The sequence below is a fragment of the Coriobacteriia bacterium genome, assembly GCA_013334745.1.
Classification (GTDB): Bacteria; Actinomycetota; Coriobacteriia; order Anaerosomatales; family JAAXUF01; genus JAAXWY01.
In genome coordinates this window covers 191,123-212,354 of the sequence record JAAXWY010000001.1, presented here as the reverse complement: position 1 = coordinate 212,354, position 21,232 = coordinate 191,123, and the positions used below count along the sequence as shown (strand labels likewise).

At 66.1% G+C, this 21,232-nt stretch carries 19 protein-coding genes; all 19 read right to left on the bottom strand.

The features are described from left to right. Nucleotides 1–516 precede the first annotated feature (516 nt). The 19 genes from HGB10_01005 to HGB10_00915 all read right to left on the bottom strand — a co-directional run bounded on the left by HGB10_01005 (nt 517) and on the right by HGB10_00915 (nt 21,230). The gene (locus HGB10_01005) at nt 517–1,479 is read right to left on the bottom strand and encodes an integron integrase (protein ID NTU70393.1); all 963 of its coding nucleotides are present in this window, start codon (nt 1,477–1,479) and stop codon (nt 517–519) included. Nucleotides 1,480–1,582: 103 nt separating this feature from the next. Next, nucleotides 1,583–2,074 (bottom strand): VOC family protein, encoded by a 492-nt coding sequence (locus tag HGB10_01000; GenBank protein ID NTU70392.1) that lies wholly within the window; start codon nt 2,072–2,074, stop codon nt 1,583–1,585. Nucleotides 2,075–2,364: 290 nt separating this feature from the next. Further along, on the bottom strand, nt 2,365–4,560 hold the full coding sequence (locus HGB10_00995; GenBank protein NTU70391.1) for a polyribonucleotide nucleotidyltransferase: 2,196 nt from the start codon (nt 4,558–4,560) through the stop codon (nt 2,365–2,367). 201 nt (nt 4,561–4,761) lie between these two features. Then, nucleotides 4,762–5,031 (bottom strand): 30S ribosomal protein S15, encoded by a 270-nt coding sequence (gene rpsO, locus HGB10_00990; protein NTU70390.1) that lies wholly within the window; start codon nt 5,029–5,031, stop codon nt 4,762–4,764. Between the two features lie 153 nt (nt 5,032–5,184). Then, the gene (gene ribF / locus HGB10_00985; GenBank protein ID NTU70389.1) at nt 5,185–6,495 is read right to left on the bottom strand and encodes a riboflavin biosynthesis protein RibF; all 1,311 of its coding nucleotides are present in this window, start codon (nt 6,493–6,495) and stop codon (nt 5,185–5,187) included. 28 nt (nt 6,496–6,523) lie between these two features. Next, the gene (locus HGB10_00980; GenBank protein ID NTU70388.1) at nt 6,524–7,120 is read right to left on the bottom strand and encodes a hypothetical protein; all 597 of its coding nucleotides are present in this window, start codon (nt 7,118–7,120) and stop codon (nt 6,524–6,526) included. Continuing rightward, a complete protein-coding gene (truB, locus tag HGB10_00975) occupies nt 7,117–8,052 on the bottom strand; it encodes a tRNA pseudouridine(55) synthase TruB (protein NTU70387.1) in 936 nt (311 codons plus the stop codon). The genes HGB10_00980 and truB overlap by 4 nt, the downstream gene beginning before the upstream one ends. Continuing rightward, nucleotides 8,049–9,017, bottom strand: coding sequence for a bifunctional oligoribonuclease/PAP phosphatase NrnA (locus tag HGB10_00970; protein NTU70386.1), 969 nt, complete (start codon nt 9,015–9,017; stop codon nt 8,049–8,051). Before HGB10_00970 ends, truB begins: the two co-directional genes overlap by 4 nt. A gap of 4 nt (nt 9,018–9,021) precedes the next feature. Continuing rightward, a complete protein-coding gene (gene rbfA, locus HGB10_00965; GenBank protein NTU70385.1) occupies nt 9,022–9,456 on the bottom strand; it encodes a 30S ribosome-binding factor RbfA in 435 nt (144 codons plus the stop codon). 10 nt (nt 9,457–9,466) lie between these two features. After that, nucleotides 9,467–12,058 (bottom strand): translation initiation factor IF-2, encoded by a 2,592-nt coding sequence (infB, locus tag HGB10_00960; protein NTU70384.1) that lies wholly within the window; start codon nt 12,056–12,058, stop codon nt 9,467–9,469. Then, a complete protein-coding gene (locus HGB10_00955; GenBank protein NTU70383.1) occupies nt 12,046–12,363 on the bottom strand; it encodes a YlxR family protein in 318 nt (105 codons plus the stop codon). Before HGB10_00955 ends, infB begins: the two co-directional genes overlap by 13 nt. Then, nucleotides 12,363–13,520 carry a transcription termination/antitermination protein NusA gene (gene nusA / locus HGB10_00950; GenBank protein NTU70382.1) on the bottom strand — a complete coding sequence of 386 codons (1,158 nt, stop codon included), beginning with the start codon at nt 13,518–13,520 and terminating at the stop codon, nt 12,363–12,365. Before nusA ends, HGB10_00955 begins: the two co-directional genes overlap by 1 nt. Then, nucleotides 13,521–14,006, bottom strand: coding sequence for a ribosome maturation factor RimP (locus HGB10_00945; GenBank protein ID NTU70381.1), 486 nt, complete (start codon nt 14,004–14,006; stop codon nt 13,521–13,523). A 148-nt stretch (nt 14,007–14,154) separates the two neighbouring features. After that, nucleotides 14,155–15,882 (bottom strand): proline--tRNA ligase, encoded by a 1,728-nt coding sequence (locus tag HGB10_00940; protein NTU70380.1) that lies wholly within the window; start codon nt 15,880–15,882, stop codon nt 14,155–14,157. Between the two features lie 90 nt (nt 15,883–15,972). Continuing rightward, nucleotides 15,973–17,028, bottom strand: coding sequence for a flavodoxin-dependent (E)-4-hydroxy-3-methylbut-2-enyl-diphosphate synthase (gene ispG / locus HGB10_00935; GenBank protein ID NTU70379.1), 1,056 nt, complete (start codon nt 17,026–17,028; stop codon nt 15,973–15,975). A 27-nt stretch (nt 17,029–17,055) separates the two neighbouring features. After that, the gene (locus HGB10_00930) at nt 17,056–18,318 is read right to left on the bottom strand and encodes a PDZ domain-containing protein (GenBank protein ID NTU70378.1); all 1,263 of its coding nucleotides are present in this window, start codon (nt 18,316–18,318) and stop codon (nt 17,056–17,058) included. Between the two features lie 85 nt (nt 18,319–18,403). Beyond that, nucleotides 18,404–19,567, bottom strand: a complete 1,164-nt coding sequence (locus HGB10_00925; GenBank protein ID NTU70377.1) for a 1-deoxy-D-xylulose-5-phosphate reductoisomerase — start codon at nt 19,565–19,567, stop codon at nt 18,404–18,406. Then, nucleotides 19,564–20,454: a phosphatidate cytidylyltransferase gene (locus HGB10_00920; protein NTU70376.1), complete on the bottom strand. Its 891-nt coding sequence runs from the start codon at nt 20,452–20,454 to the stop codon at nt 19,564–19,566. Before HGB10_00920 ends, HGB10_00925 begins: the two co-directional genes overlap by 4 nt. Then, nucleotides 20,454–21,230: an isoprenyl transferase gene (locus tag HGB10_00915; protein ID NTU70375.1), complete on the bottom strand. Its 777-nt coding sequence runs from the start codon at nt 21,228–21,230 to the stop codon at nt 20,454–20,456. The genes HGB10_00920 and HGB10_00915 overlap by 1 nt, the downstream gene beginning before the upstream one ends. Between the last annotated feature and the right edge of the window lie 2 nt (nt 21,231–21,232).

The window sequence follows — 21,232 nt, the reverse complement described above, 5'->3', positions numbered from 1 at the left end:
GTTGCCTCATCTTCTGTGACTTCGAGAAGATCCCAGACATGACGCCGGAACTCCTCGATGCGAGTGCTCAATCTCAACCCCCCGTCTGTCTAACGTGTTAGGCATGAGCAGGCGCCCGATGCCTTCCCTGCCGATTCTATCCCCTTGCGCTCTGCTCGATGCCTTTGTTAGAACAGAGCGCCGCAGCCACCAAACGGATCAGACTGCCGGGACCAAATGACACCGGCGCTGAGGCGGAGGGTCCATCAGCCCGACGTCGAAGCGCCGGTCCAGGACAAGAGACTCACGTTCCCCCACGCTTCCGAGCCGATCCGAACTCCCCGCCTCACCGTTCCCCCGCCTGACGAACCCAATGAGGTGCAGGTAGCTTCGTTCTAACAATGTATCTGCAGTCTGGGGACCCATCGATGGGGCGTCGAAAGACGCGACACGAAGAACCCCCTCCCCAAGTATGCCACGCACGGACGACACGTTGCGTAACGAAGGAACGCAGTCTGCATAAGCCGAAGCGGCAGGCTACAACCTGTCGAACGGACTGCGCACCCCTTGCCCGCCCTTGTTCAGCACGTGGGTGTAGATCATCGTCGTGTTCACGCTCTTGTGCCCCAGCAACTCCTGGATCGTTCGGATGTCGTAGCCGGCCTCGAGCAGGTGCGTCGCGAACGAATGCCGGAACGTATGGCAACCCGCCCGCTTGGCGACTCCTGATCGGCGCACCGCCTCCTTGACCGCCCGCTGCAGCACTGTCTCGTGAACGTGGTGCCTCCCCTGCTGGCCGGTGGTGCGGTTGCGCCACCTGTTCTGCTGCGGGAACACCCACTGCCAGCGCCATTCAGCAGGCGCGCTCGGGTACTTGCGTTCGAGCGCCTCGGGCAACACCACGCGGCCCCAGCCAGCTTCGAGGTCGAGCCTGTGCACAGCCTGAGCATGGAGCAGCTGTTCACGCAGTGGTGCCTTGAGCTGCTCGGGCAACATCGTCACTCGATCCTTGTTGCCCTTGCCGCTACACACCGTGATCTCGCCACGCTCGAAGTCGATGTCCTGCACCCGTAGTCGCAGACACTCGTTGAGTCGCAGCCCGGCGCCGTACAACAGCGACGCCATCAGCCATGACTCTCCCTCGAGTTCGGCGAGCACTGTTCGGACCTCCTCGCGCGTGAGCACCACCGGCACGTGCTGGCTCTTGCGCGCGCGAACCACGTCGCCGACGTCACCGATATCGAACCCGAACACGTAGCGGTACAGGAACAGCAACCCCGAAAGCGCCTGGTTCTGCGTGGATGAGCTGACCTTCTCCTCCACTGCGAGGTAGGTGAGGAACTCGTTGATCTCAGTCGCCCCCATGTCCGCTGGATGCCGCATCTTGTGGAAGCGCACGTAGCGCTTAACCCACATGCAGTAAGCCTCTTCGGTCCGCGCGCTGTAGTGACGGGCACGGAGTTCGTCGCGCATGAGTTCGAGCAGCCGTTTCGGGGGCATCGCTTCGTCGCTCACTCCTGGAAGGCGTGCGTACACGCCGACCGTAGCGCGACGGTCTGACAGAATCCTTACCGCGCTCACGTTATCGCAGGATGTGGGCGTGCTACGTCCCGTCGTGCGCGCGCTGCAACTCGGCGATGTCGAGCTTCGTCATCTGCAGCATCGCCGCCATGGTGCGCTGCGACTTCACTGGGTCGGGATCGCTCATCAGCTCGCCGAGCTGCTTGGGCACGATCTGCCACGAAAGCCCGAACCTGTCCTTGAGCCAACCGCACTGCTGCGCCTCGACAGGCCCACCCTCGCCGAGCAGGTCCCAGTAGTGGTCGACCTCCTCCTGCGTGGAGCAGTCCACCACGAACGACACAGCTTCGGTGAACGTGAACACCGGTCCGCCGTTGAGCGCCGTGAACCGCTGTCCCGCGAGCGTGAACTCGACTGTCAGTGCCGTCCCCGAGGGCATCTGCGCGCCCTCCCCATACCTGCTGACGCGCAGGACCTCGGCGTCCTCGAACACAGACACGTAGAACGCCGCGGCCTCCTCGGCCTGCGTGTCGAACCACAACATCGGCACGATCTTCTGCTTGATGGATGCCATTTGCGTGCACTTCCTTCTGGTCGAGTCAGCGAGGGTTGTTGCCTAGTATCAATACCCACTCAAGGAGATCAGAAGCCCGCGCCTTAGCCCGCGGGTCGCCGGCGCGCGCGAAGCGCCGCGCCCTAGTGCTGGCGGTGGAGTGGGCGTGGCGGGGGTGCCGGCGCAGTTCCGCAGCAAGAAGGCCGCCCATCCGGGCGGCCTTCGAAGCGAGGACTGTCTGAGCACGGCACCTCTGCGAGCACGCTCCACCGCTCGCGCGGACGGATGTGCGCTCACTCGCGCCGTTCCGCCTAGTGCTGGCGACGCGGCTTACGATCTCCGCCGCCACCGTCGCGGCGCGGGCCACGATCGTCTCGGCGGGGACCGCGGTCACCTTCGGGAGCGCTCGAAGCGCTGCCTTCCGGCGCCGGCGGCTTGTCGAGGCGGTCGAGGCTGACCTTGCCACGATCGTCGATGTCGATGATCTTGACGTGGACCTCGTCGCCCACGGCCAGCACGTCTTCGACCTTACCCACGCGACCCTGGGCGACTCGGCTGATGTGCAGCAGGCCGTCCTTGCCGGGGATGAGCTCGATGAACGCGCCGAACGCCTGGATCGAGACGACGCGGCCGTGGTACTCCTCGCCGATCTCCGGCTCCTTGACGATGGCCTTGATGCGACGAGCGGCCTCTTCGCCACCGAGGTCGCGCGACGCGATGTAGATCGTGCCGTCTTCCTGGATGTCGATCTGGGCGCCGGTCTCTTCCTGGATGCCACGGACGACCTTGCCGCCCGAGCCGATGACGTCGCGGATCTTGTCGGTCGGGATCTTGACCGTGATGATGCGCGGCGCGTACTTGCTCATCTCCTCGCGAGGCGTCTCGATGGACTCCATCATCTTGCCGAGGATGAACGCACGGCCTTCCTTGGCCTGCATGAGCGCCTTGGTGAGGATCTCGAGCGACAGGCCCTTGGCCTTGTTGTCCATCTGCATGGCGGTGATGCCCTTGGGCGTACCAGCCACCTTGAAGTCCATGTCGCCGAGGAAGTCCTCGAGGCCCTGGATGTCGGTCAGGATGGCGACGTCGTCACCCTCCTTGATGAGACCCATCGCGATACCGGAGACCGGCGCCGCGATCGGCACACCGGCGTCCATGAGCGCGAGCGTCGAGCCGCAGACCGAACCCATGGAGCTCGAGCCGTTGGACTCGAGGACCTCGGAGACGATGCGGATCGTGTACGGGAACTCGTTCTCCTCGGGGATGACCGGGAGGAGCGCACGCTCGGCGAGCGCACCGTGACCGATGTCGCGGCGCTTCGGGCCACGCATGAAGCCCGTCTCACCAGTCGAGAACGGCGGGAAGTTGTAGTGGTGCAGGTAGCGCTTGCCCTCGGACACGTCGATCGTGTCGATGCGCTGCCACTCGGAAAGCATGCCCAGAGTCAGGACCGAGAGAACCTGGGTCTGACCGCGAGTGAACAGGCCCGAACCGTGGCTGCGCGGCAGGTAGCCGGCGGTCGTCGTGATCTGACGGACCTCGTCGAGCTTGCGGCCATCGGCACGCTCGCCCTCGGTGAGCACCATCGTGCGCATGGTCTTCTTCTCGAGCTGCTTGAGCAGGCCCTTGATGTCCTTGCCCTGAGCGGCGAGCTCATCCTCCGAGAAGGTTGCGAGGATATCGTCCTTGACGGCCTGAACGCCCGCCATCCGAGCGTGCTTGTCGGCGTTATGGAGTGCGTCCTTCATCTTGTCAGCACCGGCCGTGAAGATGCGGTCCCTGAGCGTCTCGTCCAGCGTCTGCAACTTGACGTCCATCGGGGTGATCTCGATCTGCGCGAGGAACTTGTTCTGCACGTCACAGAACGCACCGATGGCCTCCTGAGCGAACATCATCGCCTTGAGCATGTCCTCTTCGGTGACTTCCTGAGCGCCGGCCTCGAGCATGTAGACGGCGTCCTTGGAACCGGCGACCACGAGGTCGAGATCGGAATCCTCGGCCTCATCGAAGCTCGGGTTGACGATGAACTCGCCGGTCTCGGTGTTGCGGCAGACGCGAACGCCGGCCAGCGGGCCCTCGAACGGGATGCCGGCAGCAAGCAGGGCAGCCGAGGCGCCCATGATGCTGATGACGTCGGGCTGGTTGACCTGGTCCGCGGAAAGCACGGTCGCGATGACCTGAACCTCGTTGCGGAAACCGTCAGCGAACGAGCTGCGGATGGGGCGGTCGATCATGCGTGCGGTGAGCGTGGCCTTCTCGCTCGGGCGGGACTCGCGCTTGATGAAGCCGCCGGGCAGCTTGCCGGCGGCGTACATGCGCTCCTCGAAGTCGACCGTCAGCGGGAAGAAGTCCAGATCCTTCGGGAACTTCGACGCGGTGGCGGTGACCAGCACGATGGACTCACCCTGACGAACAAGAACGGCGCCGCCGGCCTGCTTGGCCAACTCGCCGGTCTCGAGGGTGTATTCCTTGCCGTACAGTTCAAACGTCTCTACTACTTTAGCCATAAATCTCTCTTCTTCCCTCTTCTACGACCGTACACCCCATGTGTATCGGCCTCGCTTCTCGCGGTGCGCCTCTGTGCGCCCGCATCCTCTTGTACCCGTTCCGCGTCTGCGGTCCTTGGGCTCGCACCGCGAAGCAACGGTGCCCTCTTGCAAGAAGAAGGCGGGAGCTGTGAGCCCCCGCCTTCCCCAGTGCGACTGTGATTACCCGCGAATCCCGAGCTGGGCGACGACTGCGCGGTAGCGCTCGATGTCGCTCTTCTTGAGGTAGTTCAGCATCCGACGACGCTGACCGACGAGCTTGAGAAGGCCACGGCGGGTGTGGTGATCCTTCTTGTGCATCTTGAGATGCTCGGTGAGGTCACGGATGCGCTGCGTGAGCAGAGCGACCTGAACCTCGGCGGAACCGGTGTCGGTCTCACCGCGCTTGTACTCGCCGATGATGCCGGCCTTTACGTCCTTGGGAAGCGGCATTGCAGTCCACCTTTCACGTGGATTCGCCCCTGTCCGGGATGGCCGATGGTGGAATCGAACCTCTAAGGCAGGGGTAGCTTCAAACAACCGTCGGAGTATAGCACACACACGGTGCCGGGTGTCTCCAAACGCCTGCGTCGCTCAGTGTGACCGTCAGCGAGCCGAGTCGCTCTCCTGAAGCGCGGCGCGGGCCTCGGCGATGCACGAGTTCCACACTTCCACACGGAAGCGGTTCTCCCCGAGCAGGCCGAGGCGCATGAGCACCGCATCCTGCGGCGGGTACGGCGACCAGACCGGCTCGATACCCACCGAGCGTAGCAACGCATCGATCTCGCCGAGACGCGTGGGATCGTAAGGCAGGTCGTTGAAGAGCACGACCAGCTCGTCGTCGGGGTTGGGCGGCCACGCGACGATGGTGCGCGCTGCATCCTCCGCCGCATCGAGTGCGGCAGGGTCGTCGACGAGTTCATCGGTGGCGGTCTCAAGCATGCCGAGAGTCGCGTCGGCAGCGTCACCGTCGGTCGCCTCATCGTCGAAGCCTGCGATCTCGAGCGTGGCTTCGACGTCGGCCGCGATGGCGGCGGTAAGGTCCGCAAGCGACGCGTACGCCTGCTGGTCACGCAGCCGCTCGACGAACTCGAGCGTGATCTGCTGGTCGTACAGGTCGCCCTCGAAGTCGACGAGGTGCGCCTCGAGATGGTCGCGGGCCTCAGGGAAGGTCGGCGGAGTGCCGACCGAGATCGCGGCGGCCCAGTCCAGGCCGTTCTCCAGCAACGCGCGACCGGCGTAGACGCCGTCGGCGGGGAGCGCCGCGAAGGCCACCGGTGCCACATTGGCCGTGGGAAAGCCGAGCTTGACGCCTTCTCCCCTGCCGCGGTGCACCGTGCCGCTCACGCGAGGCGGCACACACAGCAGCTCGCCGGCGGCCGCGACGTCGCCTGCAGCCACGAGGCCACGGATGCGAGTCGAGGTGACCGGCTCGCCACCGGACTCGATGAGGTCGTGCGGGCGCACCTGAAAGCCACGGGACGCGCCCAGGCGCGAGAGCGTGTCGACCGTGCCGCCGGCCCGCGCTCCGAAGCGGAAGTCGCGACCCACGTGTACCGAGACCGGCTCCATCGCCGAGAGCAGCACGCCGTCGACGAACGACTCGGGTGCAAGCTCGGCCAGAAGCGGCGTGAAAGGAACCACGAGGATGACGTCGACGCCAGTCTCGGCGATGCAGTCGAGCTTGTCGGCAAGGGTGAGCAGCTGAGGCGCTGCGGTTGAAGGCGAGACGACCTGGTCCGGATCGCGGTCGAAGGTGACGGCGACGGCGGCGATCGAGCGCTCGCGAGCGTCGGCGACCGTATCGGCGAGCAACGCCTGATGGCCGACGTGCACGCCGTCGAAGACGCCGACGGCTACGGCCGCGGGTCCGAGATTGGCTGTGTCTTGAGACCAGGTGACGATTCGTGCAGGCATGGGACTCCGTTTCGGGGGCGACGCTATCCTACTTGATGACGCCGAGCGCCTGCAGCCCCGCCCACAGCGCGCCGAGAATCGCGACGATGAGGCCGAGGCCGTAGAGCAGCATGAACGTGGTGGCCGAGAACCGGCGACGGGTCGCGGCGGCCTCGGGAGTGCGCTGCGGCTCTGCGACGAAGCCCGCGAGTCCCGACGAACCCGCGTTCGCCGTCAGCAGCGCTCGCGCTCGGTCCTCGTCTTCCGCGTTCACAAGCAGCGAGAACGGCCGGTCGACCGCGTGGTAGACCGGCGTGGCCGTGCCGGGCATCTCCTCGGGCGGGTACGGGTCCCACGCGTACGCAATCCCCTCGGAATCGAGCGGCATCGCGATGAGCCGTGCGTTGAAGCCGGCGACGTCGAGGATGCCCGAGAGTTTGGTGGGGCCGAACACGACAACCCGGTCCTCGGAGAGCGCTTCGTAATCCGCCTGCGGATCGACGCCACGTACTGCTGCTTCCGCGCGCTCCAGCTCGCCAAGGTCCTCGATCTCGTCGAGATTCTCCTCGTGCGCCGCATCCATCGCCTCGGTCGCCTTGCGGGCGAGCTTCTCGCCGAGCGAATCCTCGTAGAAGATCGGGCTCACGCGACACCTCCCACACCGTTGGGCAGGACAACGAGCGGGCGTGCGACGTCGTCGCCCGCAGCGTAGAGCGCGAGCAGGCGGCCTTCGCGCGTGAGTGCGATGGGACTTTCACGCCGCTGCGGGCCTGCGTCCGCAAGCGCATCGAGCGCAAGCGACTTGCCGTGCGCGATCGCCTGCGCGGTCTCGGCGCTCACATCGACCGCGGGCACGCCGAGTGCGGCGAGCGGGTCGACGAACGCCTCGGCGGGTGCGGCGAGTTCTCCGAGGGCCTCAAGGGTCAGCGTCTGGCTGACGTCGATGGCGCCCGAACGCGTGCGTCGCAATGCACCGAGATGTGCCGCACTGGCCAGTGCCCGGCCGATGTCGCGTGCGAGCGCCCGGATGTAGGTGCCTTTCGAGACGCCGAACTCGACCGTCCAGGACGGCGGCTGTGTCTCGACGGCGATGAGTCTCGCCTCGGCGACCTCGATGGTGCGCGCTTCCAGCTCGATCGCTTCGCCTTTGCGCGCGGCAGTGTACGCCGTCACGCCGTCGCGCTTAATCGCCGAATATGCAGGCGGAACCTGCTCGTGCGTCCCCACGAGCGACGCCACGAACGCGGCCGCTGCGAACGGGTCGCTTGCCTCGTGCGGGATCGGTGCCGTTGCGGTCACTCGGCCATCGGCGTCGTCAGTGTCGGTCTCTGCGCCGAAGTCGATGCGCGCCTCGTAGGCCTTGTGAGCTGCGGTGAGGTAGGGTGCGAGCCGCGTAGCCGGCCCCACGAGCACCACCAATACGCCGCTGGCCATGGGATCGAGGGTGCCGGCGTGGCCTACCCGCCGCTCCCCCATGATGCGGCGAACCCGGTTCACGACGTCGTGGCTGGTCATGCCTTGCGGCTTATCGATCGCAAGAACTCCCGAGAGCCCCGAGTCGCCCCTGCGGGCACTCACGCAGCGTCGCCGCCGGGCATGAGCGCAAGTAGCTGCGGGAGAAGCTCGTCGATGGTGCCTGAGAAGGTGAAGCCGGACGCGGCCCGGTGTCCCCCACCGCCGAAGTGCTTGGCGACCTCGGAGACGTTGAAGCCCGCTTTCGAGCGCAGGTTGCCGCGCACCTCGCCGCCGGCCTGCCGCAGCAGGATCGCGACGTCGACGCCTTCGACGACACGCACCGCGTCGGGAAGCGACTCGGCCTCCTCGGGAAGTGCGCCGATCTCGGCGAAGTCGGCGTCGTCGACCCACGCGTAGGCTACCCGGCCACCGTTGGTGATGGTCAGGCGCGACATCGCGCGGTTCTCGATGGCGAGCGAAGCCGCCGAGCGGCTCTGGTAGATGCGAACCGCCATCTCAGCGGGATCGACGCCTGCCTCGACCATCTCGGCGGCAGCATGGAGCGCGGCCGCTGTGGTGTTGTCGTAGCAGAAGCGCCCCGTGTCGGTGACGAGCCCCGCATAGCAGCACTGCGCGACCTCGGTGCGCGGCGGCGTGTCGAGCACCTTGATGAGGTTCCACACGATCTGGCCTGTGGCAGCTGCGTCGGGCTCGTGCACCACGACCGAGCCGAACTCATCAGTGTCGGGGTGGTGATCGATGATGATGACCGTCTCGGCGGCCTTGGCGAGCTTGCCGGCATCGCCGAGCCGATCGATGACCGGCGTGTCGAGCGCGATGAAGACCTGCGGCGCCTCGAGGTCGTGCGCGGGCACGAACAACGAGAAGCCGGGCAGGAACTTGTAGGTCGACGGTGGTGTGGCGCCGTGCGCAAGCGTGGGAACGGCGGGAATACCGTTGTCCCGCAACGCGAGCGTGAGCGCGAGCACCGAGCCCATGGCGTCGCCGTCAGGACGCACGTGGGCGCAGAGCACCACCGACGACGCGCGCCTCAGTGCGACGAGCGCGTGGTGGTAGGCGGCCTGCACGGGCCTACGCCTCCCCCGCCTCGGCGGAGCCCCCGCCGTCAGCGGTGTCGACCTCAGGAGCATCCGACTCGTCGGAGCCGGCTGCACGCTCGGCGGCAAGCGACGGCGGCACGGCCCGAAGGGCCTCCTCGATGCGCATACCAGAGTCGACCGACTCGTCGATGAAGAATCGCACCTCGGGGGTGACGCGCCAGCTGATAGCGGAGCCGAACAGGCTGCGGATGCGGCCCTTGGCCGACTCGAGTCCGGCGAGTACTTCGTCGTAGCGGTCGGGGTCGGTGCTCACATAGACCGACATCATCGACCGGTCCGGGCTGACCTCAGCACCGGTGACGGTGATAAGGTCAAGCCTGGGGTCCGATACCTCAGAGACGAGAATCGATGCGACTATCTCGCGCGCTGTCTCGTTGAGCCGACGGCTGTTGGGGGTCGTCTTCATGGTTCAGTCCTTACGCTTCCCGGGCGACTTCGATGATCTTGTAGCCCTCGATGATGTCGCCTTCCTTCAAGTCCTGGAAGCCCTCGATGCCGATACCGCACTCGAAGCCCTGTCGCACGGACTTCACGTCTTCCTTGAAGCGACGCAGCGAGTGGATCGTGCCGTCTTGGATGATGGTGCCGTCGCGCACGATGCGAATCTTGTCGTCACGGTTGATCTCGCCGTCGACCACGTAGCAACCGGCGATGACGCCCAGCTTGGGTACGCGGAACAGCTCGCGAATCTCGACGCGGGCGGTGTCCTCCTCGTGGAACTCGGGAGCGAGGAGTCCGACGCGCGCGGCGTTGATGTCTTCGATGGCCTGGTAGATGACGCGGTACAGGCGGATGTCGACGCCTTCCTGCTCGGCGAGCGCCTTGGCCTTGGGCTGCGGGCGAACGTTGAAGCCGATGATGATGGCGTCGGATGCGTCGGCGAGCTGCACGTCGCTCTCGGAGATCGCACCTACAGCCGAGTGGATGACGTTGATGCGCACCTCAGTCTGGTCCATCTTGTCCAGCGCGTCCTTGAGGGCTTCGATGGAGCCGTGGACGTCGGCCTTGACGACCAGGTTGAGGTCCTTGAGCTCGCCCTCGGAGATGCGGGCGAAGAGGTCGTCGAGGGAGACGTGCGTCTTCTGCTTGCCCTGCGCCAACGTACGGAGCTTCAGTGCGCGCTCCTCGGCGACGTTGCGGGCGTCACGCTCGTCGGCGAACACGCGGAACTCGTCACCGGCGCTCGGCACGCTTGCGAGGCCCTGGATCTCGACCGGCTCGGCCGGGGTGACGGTGTCGACGTTCTCGCCGAGCGGGTTGACCAGCGCACGGACGCGACCGTAGGCCGTGCCGGCGACGATGGCGTCACCAACGCGCAACGTACCGCGCTGGACGAGGACGGTGGTGACAGGACCGCGGCCCTTGTCGAGCTTGGCCTCGATGACGATACCGCTCGCAAGCGCGTCCGGATTCGCCTTGAGCTCGAGGATGTCGGCCTGAAGCAGAATCATCTCGAGCAGGTCATCGATGGCGATGCGCTTCTTGGCGGAGACGTTGACGAAGATGTTGGTTCCGCCCCACTCCTCCGGCACGATCTCGTATTCGGTGAGCATCTGGCGGACCTGCTCGGGATTCGCGCCGTCCTTATCGATCTTGTTGACGGCGACGATGATCGGCACGCCGGCGGCCTTCGCGTGGTGGATGGCCTCAACCGTCTGCGGCATGACGCCGTCGTCGGCAGCCACGACGAGCACGACCACGTCGGTGGCGTTGGCACCACGGGCACGCATGGCGGTAAACGCCTCGTGACCCGGGGTGTCGATGAAGGTGATGTGGCGGCCGTTCTTGTTCACGACCGAAGCACCGATGTGTTGCGTGATGCCGCCGGCTTCCGTCGCGGCGACGCCGGTCTCACGGATGGCGTCGAGGAGCGACGTCTTGCCGTGGTCGACGTGACCCATGACGGTGACGACCGGCGGACGGGTCTTGAGGTCCTCGGGCTCGTCGTGGAAGACGAACTGGACGGTGGCCTCTTCCTCGGGCGAGATGATGTTGACCTCGCGGCCAAGATCCTCGCCGATGATCTCGATGGTATCGCGCGTCATGGGCTGGTTCACCGTGAGCGGCGAGCCGAGCATGAACAGGCGCTTGATGACGTCGTTGGCCGGAACACCGAGTGCGTCGGCGAAGTCGCCGACCGTGACACCCTCGGTGATGGTGACGGCGTCGCCGCCCATCGGCAGGTCGGTCGTGGTCGCCGCTGCGTGATGTGCGGCCTCCTCGACTTCCTCTCCGGCGGGCTTCTTGTGCTTCTTCTTCTTGCGCGAGCCCTCGGTGGCGGCCGCGGCGACTGCTGCCTTGGCCTCCTCGATGACCTTGTTGCGCTGGATCTCCTCGGCTTGCTGCGCCATCTGGCGGTAGCGGTCCTCTTCCTCCTTGTTGAGGGCCGCAGCCTCCTCGGACTCGAGGCGGGCACGCTCAGCCGCGATCGCCGCTTCGAGATCGGCGTGACGCGACGGCTTGGTGGTAGTGGCGGGCTCTGGCGCCGCAGCGACCTCGGCGACCGGCTCGGCGACGACCTCGGCAACGACCTCCACGGGCGCGACTTCTGCGACCGGCTCGGCTACGACCTCGACCGGCCTGGCCTTGGGCGCCTTCTTGGCGGGAGCCTCGACAACGGGCTCGACGACGACCGGTGCGGGCGGCTCAGCCTCGGCTGCGGCACGCTGACGCGCTGCTTCGGCGCGGGCGTTCTGCTCCTCTTCGCGGCGGCGACGCTCCTCCTCGGCGGCCTTACGGCGCGCGTCATCCTCGGCACGCCTGGCAGCGGCCTCGGCAGCGGCCTTGGCGGCCTCCTCGGCTTCACGCTTCGCGTTCTCCTCGGCGACGACCGCCTGACGCTCGGCGATTTCCGGGCCGAGCGACTTGCGGATCTTGTCCACGTACGCCTCGACAAGCGTCGACGCGTGGTTCTTGGCCGGGATCTTCAGTTCCTGGAGCTTGTCGAGCAGCTCCTTGGAGGACATACCGAACTCTTTGGCGAGCTCGTGAACTCTCATTGCGGGCATTGCGTCACCGTCCCTGCTGCTTCATCCGGCGATGTGCCGAGCAGCTTCTCGAAGTCTCGTCGCAACCGGTCGTAGTCGTCATCTCGCAAGTTCACCTTCAGTGCCGAGTCGAGGCGGCGGCGTTGCCGCGCCACATCAAAGCATTCAGGCTTCGCGCACAGGTACGCTCCCCGGCCGTTCGCCTTGCCACTGGCATCGACGACCACGTGGCCATCGGGCGTTCGGACGACCCGCGCAAACCAACGCTTCTCATCCGAAGCGCGGCACGCTACACACGTGCGGTTGGACACCTTGCGCGGCTTCATCACTCGGCGGCCGCCTCCTTGTCGTGAAGACCACAGTAGAAGCTGCCGGGGCGCGCCTGGTTGCGGCAGCGCACGCCGGTCGAGGTGACCGCTACGCAGCGACCGTCGAACTCCTCGGTCGCCGCCTTGTGGGCGGTCTGCGGGATGACGATTCCGGCCTCGGCGGCCATCGACGAGCTCTTGATGTCGATGCGCCAGCCGGTGAGCTTGGCGGCGAGGCGGGCGTTCTGGCCCTCCTTGCCGATAGCGAGCGAAAGCTGGTCGTCGGGAACGATGACCGTCGCGGTATGGGTGTCCTCGTCGATGAGCGCACGGTCGACCTTGGCGGGCGACAACGCGTTGGCGACGAACGTCGATGCGTCCTCGGAGTACGGCACCACGTCGATGCGCTCGCCACGAAGCTCGCTGACGATCATGCGCACGCGGCTGCCCTTGGGGCCTACGCACGCGCCGACCGGGTCCAGACCGCTCTCGCGGCTGGCGACGGCAACCTTGGACCGCATACCGGGCTCGCGGGCCACGCTCTTGATCTCGACGATGCCGTCGTAGACCTCGGGCACCTCGATCTCGAAGAGGCGGCGGATGAGACCGGGGTGGGTGCGGGACACGACGATGGCCGGCTCGTTGCCCGACGCGGTGCGGCGGACCTCGATGATGTAGGCCTTGAGGCGCTGGTTGTGGTCGTAGCGCTCGTTGTTGGGCTGCTCGGCGGGGGGCAGAAGCGCCTCGACGCCCTCACGCAGCTTGATGAGCGTGAAGCGGGAATCGCTCTGCTGCACGGTGCCGGTGACCGACTCGCCGATACGATCGGCGTACTCGCCGAAGATCCGCTCGCGCTCGGCGTCGCGGATGATCGAGCCGATGACGTTCTTGGCGGCCTGCGCAGCGATACGCGAGACGTCGGACGGCGTGACGTCCTGCTCGTCGTAGGACTCGGCCAGGCCGGTCTCCTCGTCGATCTCACCCACCGGAACGCGCTCGTAGACGTAGATACGGCCGCTCTCGCGGTCGATGAGCACGCGCGTCTCGTTGTCGAGGTCGAGCAGACGCTGATAGGTGCCGGCGAGCGACGCCTCGAGGCGATCGAGCATCTCGTACTCGTCGATGTTCTTCTCTTGTGCGAGTGCCTTGAGGGCCAACATCAGATCGGAGCTCATCTAGACTGCTCCCCTTCCCTTGCCGAAGTCGACGACGCCTTTCAGGCGCGCCTTCTGAACCGTGTCAAACGGAATGGTCACGCGCTCTCCCTCGACGTCGATGACGATGTCGTCACCTTCCATGCCGATGAGTACGCCGTGCCACGACTTACGACTCTCGCTCGCCGCGGTCTTGATGTGCACGTCCTCGCCTGCGAAGCGTACGAAGTCGGCCGGCTTGACGAGCGGCCGGTCGACACCGGGTGAGGAGACCTCGAGCGTGTAGGGTCCCGAGAACGGCTCCTGAGCATCAAGAAGCTCCGATACCCACTCGTTGGCCTCGGCGACCTGATCGAGGGTGATACCGCCTTCGCGGTCCAGCAGCACCCGAAGGACCGGAACGCCCTTCCCACCCGTCTGTTCTATCGCGACGAGCTCGAATCCGTGCGACGCGGCCTCAGCTTCGAGAGCAGCGGTAACGTGCGCAATGCGGTCGTTCTTGGTCATTCCTGGTCACCTCCTTGTCCGCAGAACAAAAGAAGCGAGCGTAAGCCCACTTCTCGCAAGAGACGGCATGTTTCACGTGCGGTGGCGATTCTACCACAGAGCACGGGCGCGGCAAACGCGCCAAGCGTGCTCGCGGGGCCTGCGCGCGCTAGTGCGCGAAGCGTGCGCGCTCTGCTGTGACGAGGGACAGGACGTGACCGACAGCCTCATCGAGCGGAATGGTGATGCGGTCTCCGGTGGCGCGCGTCTTGAACTCGATGACGCCCTCGGCGAGTCCCTTCTTGCCCACGACGACCTGATACGGCCAGCCGATGAGGTCGGCGTCGTTGAACTTGACGCCGGCACGCTCGTCACGATCGTCGATGACGACCTCGATGCCTGCAGCAGCGAGCTTCTCGAAGATGTCGAGTGCGACGTCGGCGACCTCGCCTTCGGCCATGAGCGGGAGCACGGCGACCTCAAGCGGTGCGACCGAGACCGGCCACACGATGCCGTTGTCGTCGTTGTACTGCTCGATGACGGCCGCCAGCGTGCGGCTCACGCCCACGCCGTAGCAGCCCATGATGAACGGCTTCTCGGAGCCGTCTTCGTCGGTGAAGGTGGCGCCCATCGACTCGGAGTACTTGGTGCCGAGTTGGAACACCTGGCTGACCTCGATGCCGCGCGCGGCCTGAAGCGTCCCGCCGCAAGCAGGGCAGACGTCACCTGCCTGCGCGAGCACGATGTCGGCCCACGTCTCGACTTCGAAGTCACGGCCGGGCATGGCGTGCACGAAGTGGTAGTCGTCCTCGTTGGCGCCGATTCCCCACGAGACGTCGTCTTTGAGGCTGACGTCGGCGATGACCAGCGTGCCCTCTTTGACGCCAACGGGGCCCAGTGAGCCCTTGGGGATGTCGAAGGCTGCGAAATCGGCCTCTTCGAGCAGCTCGAGACCGGGAACGAGGTTGCTGGCCTTGATCGGGTTGAGTTCGCGGTCACCGGGAACGAGCAGGAACACGAGGCGACCCTCGGCCGTCTTGCCCGCCATCGTCTTGACGGTGTCGTGGTCGCTGATGCCGAGAAACTCGGAGAGCTCGGCGATTGTACGGATCTCGGGTGTGTGGACGCGCTCCATGGGCTTGGGCTCGGTGACGCTCGGGGTGCGCGGCACGACCGTCTCGGCGGCCTCGACGTCGGCAGCCCATCCGCAACCGCAGTACACGAGCTCGGCCTCGCCGTTCTCGGCAAGGGCCATGTACTCGGTCGTCACCTTGCCGCCGATCTGGCCCGAGTCGGCCTCGACCGGGCGGAAGTCCAGCGCGCAGCGCTCGCAGATGCGCGCGTAGGCAGCGCTCATCTCGTCGTAGTGGACCTGCAGCGACTCCTGCGTGGAGTGGAAGCTGTAGGCGTCCTTCATGATGAACTCACGGCCTCTGAGAAGGCCGAATCGCGGACGGACCTCGTCGCGGAACTTGACCTGGATCTGGTAGAGCGACAGTGGCAACTCGCGGTACGAGCGCACATCGGCACGCACGAGCGAGGTGACGATCTCCTCGTGCGTCGGCCCGAGGCAGAACTCGCGACCGTGGCGGTCCGTGAGGCGTGCGAGCTCGGGCCCGTAGACGTCCCAGCGGCCCGACTCGTGCCACAGCTCGGCGGGCTGGACGACCGGCATCATGATCTCCTGCGAGCCGACAGCGTCCATCTCCTCGCGTACGATCTGCTCGATCTTGTGCAGGGAGCGCCACCCCAGTGGCAGGAAGCTGTAGATGCCCGCAGCGTTCTTGCGGATGAAGCCGGCGCGCAGCAGAAGGCGGTGGCTGGCGAGTTCCGCCTCGGCCGGATCCTCCTTGAGCGTGGGGACGTAGAGCGAGCTCATGCGCAGGGCGACGGTCATCGATGCCTCTTCCGTATCGGTTGGTGTGCACACGGAAGGATACCAAGAGACGCAGCAGCGCGGCGTGTCGCTTTGGAGCGGTCCGGTCGCCTAGCGCGCGTCGAGCTTGTCGATCTCCTCGAACAAGGCGTCGACGATCTGCGCTTCAGGCACCTTTCGCACCGTCTCGCCCTTGGCGAAGATGACGCCGACACCCTGGCCCGCGGCGACGCCGATGTCGGCCTCGCGCGCCTCGCCGGGTCCGTTGACGACGCAGCCCATGACCGCGACTTTGAGCGCCGAGCTACGCCCCTGAAGCCGCCCCTCGACCTCCTCGGCGATGGGGATCAGATCGACTCCGCAACGCCCGCACGTGGGACAGCTCACCAGTTCCGGACCGCGCCGCCTGATGTCGAGCGCCGAGAGGATCTCCCAGGCGACGCGAACCTCCTCGACCGGGTCGGCGGTCAGTGAGACGCGCATCGTGTCGCCGATGCCCTCTGAGAGCAGCACTCCCAGCCCCACGCTCGATTTGATCGTGCCCGAGAACGCCGTCCCGGCCTCGGTGATACCGATGTGCAGCGGATGGTCGGTCTCATCGGCGAGGAGACGGTAGGCCGCGACGCACGCGTTGACGCTCGACGCCTTGGCGCTCAGCACGATGTCGGTGAAGCCGCGTGACTCGAAATGGCGCGTGAATGCGACGACGCTCTCGGCGAGTTTGCGCTCAAGCGGCCAGTCGAGGTCGTGGAACTCCTCGGCGAGCGAACCGGCGTTCACGCCGATACGGATCGGGATTCCCGCCTCACCGGCGGCTTCGATGACGGCGTCGACGCGGCTCACGTCGCCGATGTTGCCGGGGTTGATCCGCAGCTTCGCCGCACCGAGACGAGCGGCCTCGATAGCGAGCGTGTGGTCGAAGTGGATGTCGGCGACGACGGGAAGCGGAGAGCCTGCGACGACCTGCCCGAACCCCTCGAGGGCATCCTTGCGGGCGATCGCGACTCGTACGACCTCGCAACCCGCATCCGCGAGCCGCTCGATCTGGGCGAGCGTGGCCGCGACGTCACGCGTATCGGTGTTCGTCATCGACTGCACGACGACAGGCGCACCCGCACCCATCGCCACGCCTCCGACCGATACCGCGCGGGTGTCTCGGCGGTTCATCGAGCGCTCCCCCTCTGCTTGCGCGTGCTACCCGCCACTAACCACGTAGCGGAGGATGTCCGAGTACATAAGATAGCCGATGAGCCCGAACAGCATGAGCGCACCCGCGGCAGAGATGCCGATGGAGAGGTTGCGCGGCAGGGGCCTGCCGGCGATGCGCTCGATGATCTCGAGTGCGATCTTGCCTCCGTCAAGCGGCGGGATGGGCAGCACGTTGATGACGCCGAGCGACAGTGAGAGCAGCGCAACGATCCACGCGTAGTAGAGCGGGCCAGCCTCGGCAGCGCGAGCGACCTCCACCGACGCCCCCACGATGCTTGAGGACTGCGACACGGTGGCCTGGAACGTGTTGGGGTTGAAGAACCCTGCGATGGCGACGAACACCATCCCGATCCACGTCATCGACTCCTTGAACGCCTCGGGGACCGAGCTGCGCACGTTGTTCATCGACGCGACGACACCAAGCAGAGGCCCACCGGTCTCGTTCTTGCCGAGCGTGGCGACTGCGATGCGCTGGGTTTCTCCGCTCGCGTATGTCACGGCGATGACGTCGCCGGGCTTGTGCGCGCCGAGGGTCTCGAGCAGCTGCTGCCAGTCGGCCAGCGGCTTCCCATCCAGCGCGACGATGGTGTCGCCGGCGACGATGCCGGCCTTGGCTGCCGCACTGCCCTTGGTGACGTCCTTGAGCGTGAGCGACTGCATCGGAACGCCAATTGCGGCGAGCAGCACTACGAAGACGAGTAGCGCCGCGACGAGATTGACGATCACACCCGCCGAGAGGATCGCGATGCGCTTCCACGCCGGCAGTCCGCGGTAGACGTGTGTGCGGACCTCGGCGAGTAGTTCTGCGGCCCGCTCAGCGTCCTCGACCGGCGCCTTGGCGACGTAGTTGTCGGGATCGGTCTCATCGACGGTGATTGCGTCCCAGTCAGCGAGCGTGGCAAGAAGCGTATCGGCGCGCCGTACGTCGATGTCGAGCGCATAGGACAACCCGGCCGAGTTGCCGGTTCCCAGACGCGTGATGTAGGCCAGCGCGTCGGCCATGAGCGGATCCTCGGGACCGGGCTCCATGCCGGCGATGCGAACGTAGCCGCCCAAGGGCACAGCAGTCACGCCGTAGGTGGTCTTCTTACCGCGGAAGCGGATGGCCGGCCCCGGAAGGCCGAGCATGAACTCATGGACCTTGATGCCGAACATCCTGGCCACCGCGAAGTGGCCGCCCTCGTGTAGAAGCACGAGTAGCGAGAAGGTCGGGATTCCCCAGAGAATGGCGGAGAGTGCCTCGTTCATGCAGGTAACTCCTCAGGCGTGACAACAGGGTGCGCACGATACCGGCAGCGCGCAGGTTGCGGTGCAAACCGCGCGCCAGTGGCTGCTACTTCACAGCAAGTACATCCTTGGCCGCTGCACGGGCCCATGCATCAACCGCCTCGACTTGCTCAATGGACGTGAGCTTCTCGCCGGTGTGGGCGTCCATCACGCGTTCGACGGTGCCCTCGATATCGAGGAACCCGCACTCACCCGCCAGAAACGCGGCAACAGCGATCTCGTTGGCGGCGTTCATCGCTGCGGGCAGCGTACCGCCCTCCTGCCCAGCGGCGAGCGCAAGGCGAAGGCAGCCGAACGTGTCCGAATCAGGGTCGGCGAAGTCGAGATGGCCGATCTTGGTGAAGTCCACGGGCTCGAGCGGCGCATCCCACCGGCGCGGGTGGCTGAATGCATACTGGATAGGGATGCGCATATCCGTGGCGCCGAGGTGAGCTTTGACGCTGCCATCGGCGAACTCGACCATCGAGTGCACGCAACTCTGAGGGTGGACGACCACCCTGATCTGGTCGAAGCGCACACCGAACAGGTGGTGAGCCTCGATGACCTCAAGGCCCTTGTTCATGAGCGTCGAGGAGTCGATGGTGATTTTGGGCCCCATGGTCCAGGTGGGGTGTGCAAGCGCATCGGCGGCCGTGACCGTTGAGAGGAACTCGCGGTCGCGACCGCGGAAGGGTCCACCCGACGCGGTGAGCCAGATGCGGGTCGCATCATCGGCGTACTCGCCCACGTAGCACTGAAAGATGGCCGAGTGCTCTGAGTCGACGGGAAGGAGCTGCCCAGGCGCGGCAAGCGCCATGACGAGTTCGCCCCCGACGACGAGGGACTCTTTGTTCGCCAGCGCGAGCGTCTTGCCGGCGGTGAGCGTTGCCACGGATGCGCGAAGCCCCGCGGCGCCCACGAGCGCGTTGAGCACCACGTCGGCGCCGGAGTGCGCAGCGAGTTCGACGACCGCTTCGGGTCCGGCGAGTATCTCGGTGAACGGGTCACCCGCGACAACAGCCGCCCGAGCGCGCAGAGCCGCCGGTTCAGAGGCGAGCGCCACGTTTTCGACGCCGTGCGCGCGAGCCTGCTCGAGTACGAGCGCGTCGCTGCCGTGCGCGGAAAGTGCGACGACTTCGATGCGGTCAGCGTGAACGGACGCCACGTCAAGCGCCTGGCGACCGATCGAGCCCGTCGAGCCGAGGATTGCGACTTTGAGGCGCTGCGTCATGCGAGCGTCACCCCCGCCCACCACAGCATCCAGTACGCGACGAGGCATACGAGGATGAGCGAGTCGAGCCGGTCAAGGAACCCGCCATGTCCCGGCAGGATGTTGCCCGAGTCCTTCACGCCGGCCTCGCGCTTCATGCGCGACTCGGCCAGGTCGCCGATGATGACGGCGATGCCAACCGCCAGTGCGGTCACGATCGCCCACGGGACCGTCAAGCCGGCCTCGGGATGGTTCGGGAAGATGAGCGGATAGATGGTGGGCACCGCCAGCCACACGACAAGCGTGCCCAGAACGCCCGCCACGAAGCCTTCCCACGACTTCTTGGGGCTGATCCTGGGCGCCATCTTGTGACGCCCGATCAGCGAGCCCAGTAGGTACGCAAGCGAGTCGTTAGCCCAGACACTGAGCACCACCGTGAACGCGAGCAGCGTTCCCGCGGCGTATTGGCTGATGATGAGGACCAGGTACGAAAGCAGAAAACCGGTGTAGAGCGCCCCGAAGACGGTGACGGCGGTGTCTGCCGTGCGCACTCGCATGAACAGCACGTGCCACGCGAGCGATGCGGCGATCAACGCCGTGGCCACGGCGATGAGCCCTGACATGCCCCACAGCGCTGCTGCGGGCGGCATGAGGCCCGCAGCCACCACGCCGAACATCTCGTTGGGCAAGCGCGACTCCCGGCGCTCCATCGCGTAGAACTCCGAGGCTGCCACCGCGGCCATGATCCCGAACACGATGCCGGTCGAGTAGCGCCCGAACCACACCGCAGCAAGCACGACTGCGGCGTACAAGCCGGCGGTGATGATGCGCTTGGCGAGCCGGACCGGCTTGATGCCCTCGGGCTCACGGACCTGCACGTCGCCGAATGGCGTCTTCAGGTCTTCCATCAGCGCCCCCCGAACCGTCGGTCGCGCTTCTGGTACTCGACGACTGCGCGCAGCATCTCGGTGCGACCGAAGTCAGGCCACAGCACGTTGGTGATCCACAGCTCGCTGTAGGCGATCTGCCACAGTAGGAAGTTGCTGATTCGCCACTCCCCGCTCGTGCGGATGAGGAGGTCGGGATCGGGAATGGATGCGGTGGTGAGCCTTGCCGAGAACGCCGCGTCGTCGATCTGCTCGGCGGAGATCTCGCCCGCGGCGACGGAGCGGGCAAGCGACTGTGCGGCAGCGACGATCTCTGACCGCGCCCCGTAGTTGAGGGCCACGACGAGGGTCAGCCCGCCGTTACCGGCGGTCGCCGCCCGAACGCGCTCGAACGCCTCGCGCGTGGCTGTGGGGACCTCATCGAGCTCGCCGATGATCTCGACTCGCACGTTCATCTTCATGAGGTTGCCGACTTCACGCTCGAGCACCTCGATGAACAGGCGCATCAGCCCGGAAACCTCGTCTTCAGGCCTGCTCCAGTTCTCCGAGGAGAACGAGTAGATCGTGAGGTAGTCGACCCCAAGCTCGATGCACGATGCGATCGCCTCGCGAACCGCCTTGGCGCCGGCGCTGTGCCCTGCGATGGCCGGAAGCCCGCGCTTGGAGGCCCAGCGACCGTTGCCGTCCATGATGACGGCGACGTGCGAGGGCGCCCGCGATGGGTCGAACTCGGCGAGCAGCGACACCGATCGCTTGTTCTTGAAGAACGCTGTTCGGGAAGAGTCGGAGGGTGTCACCC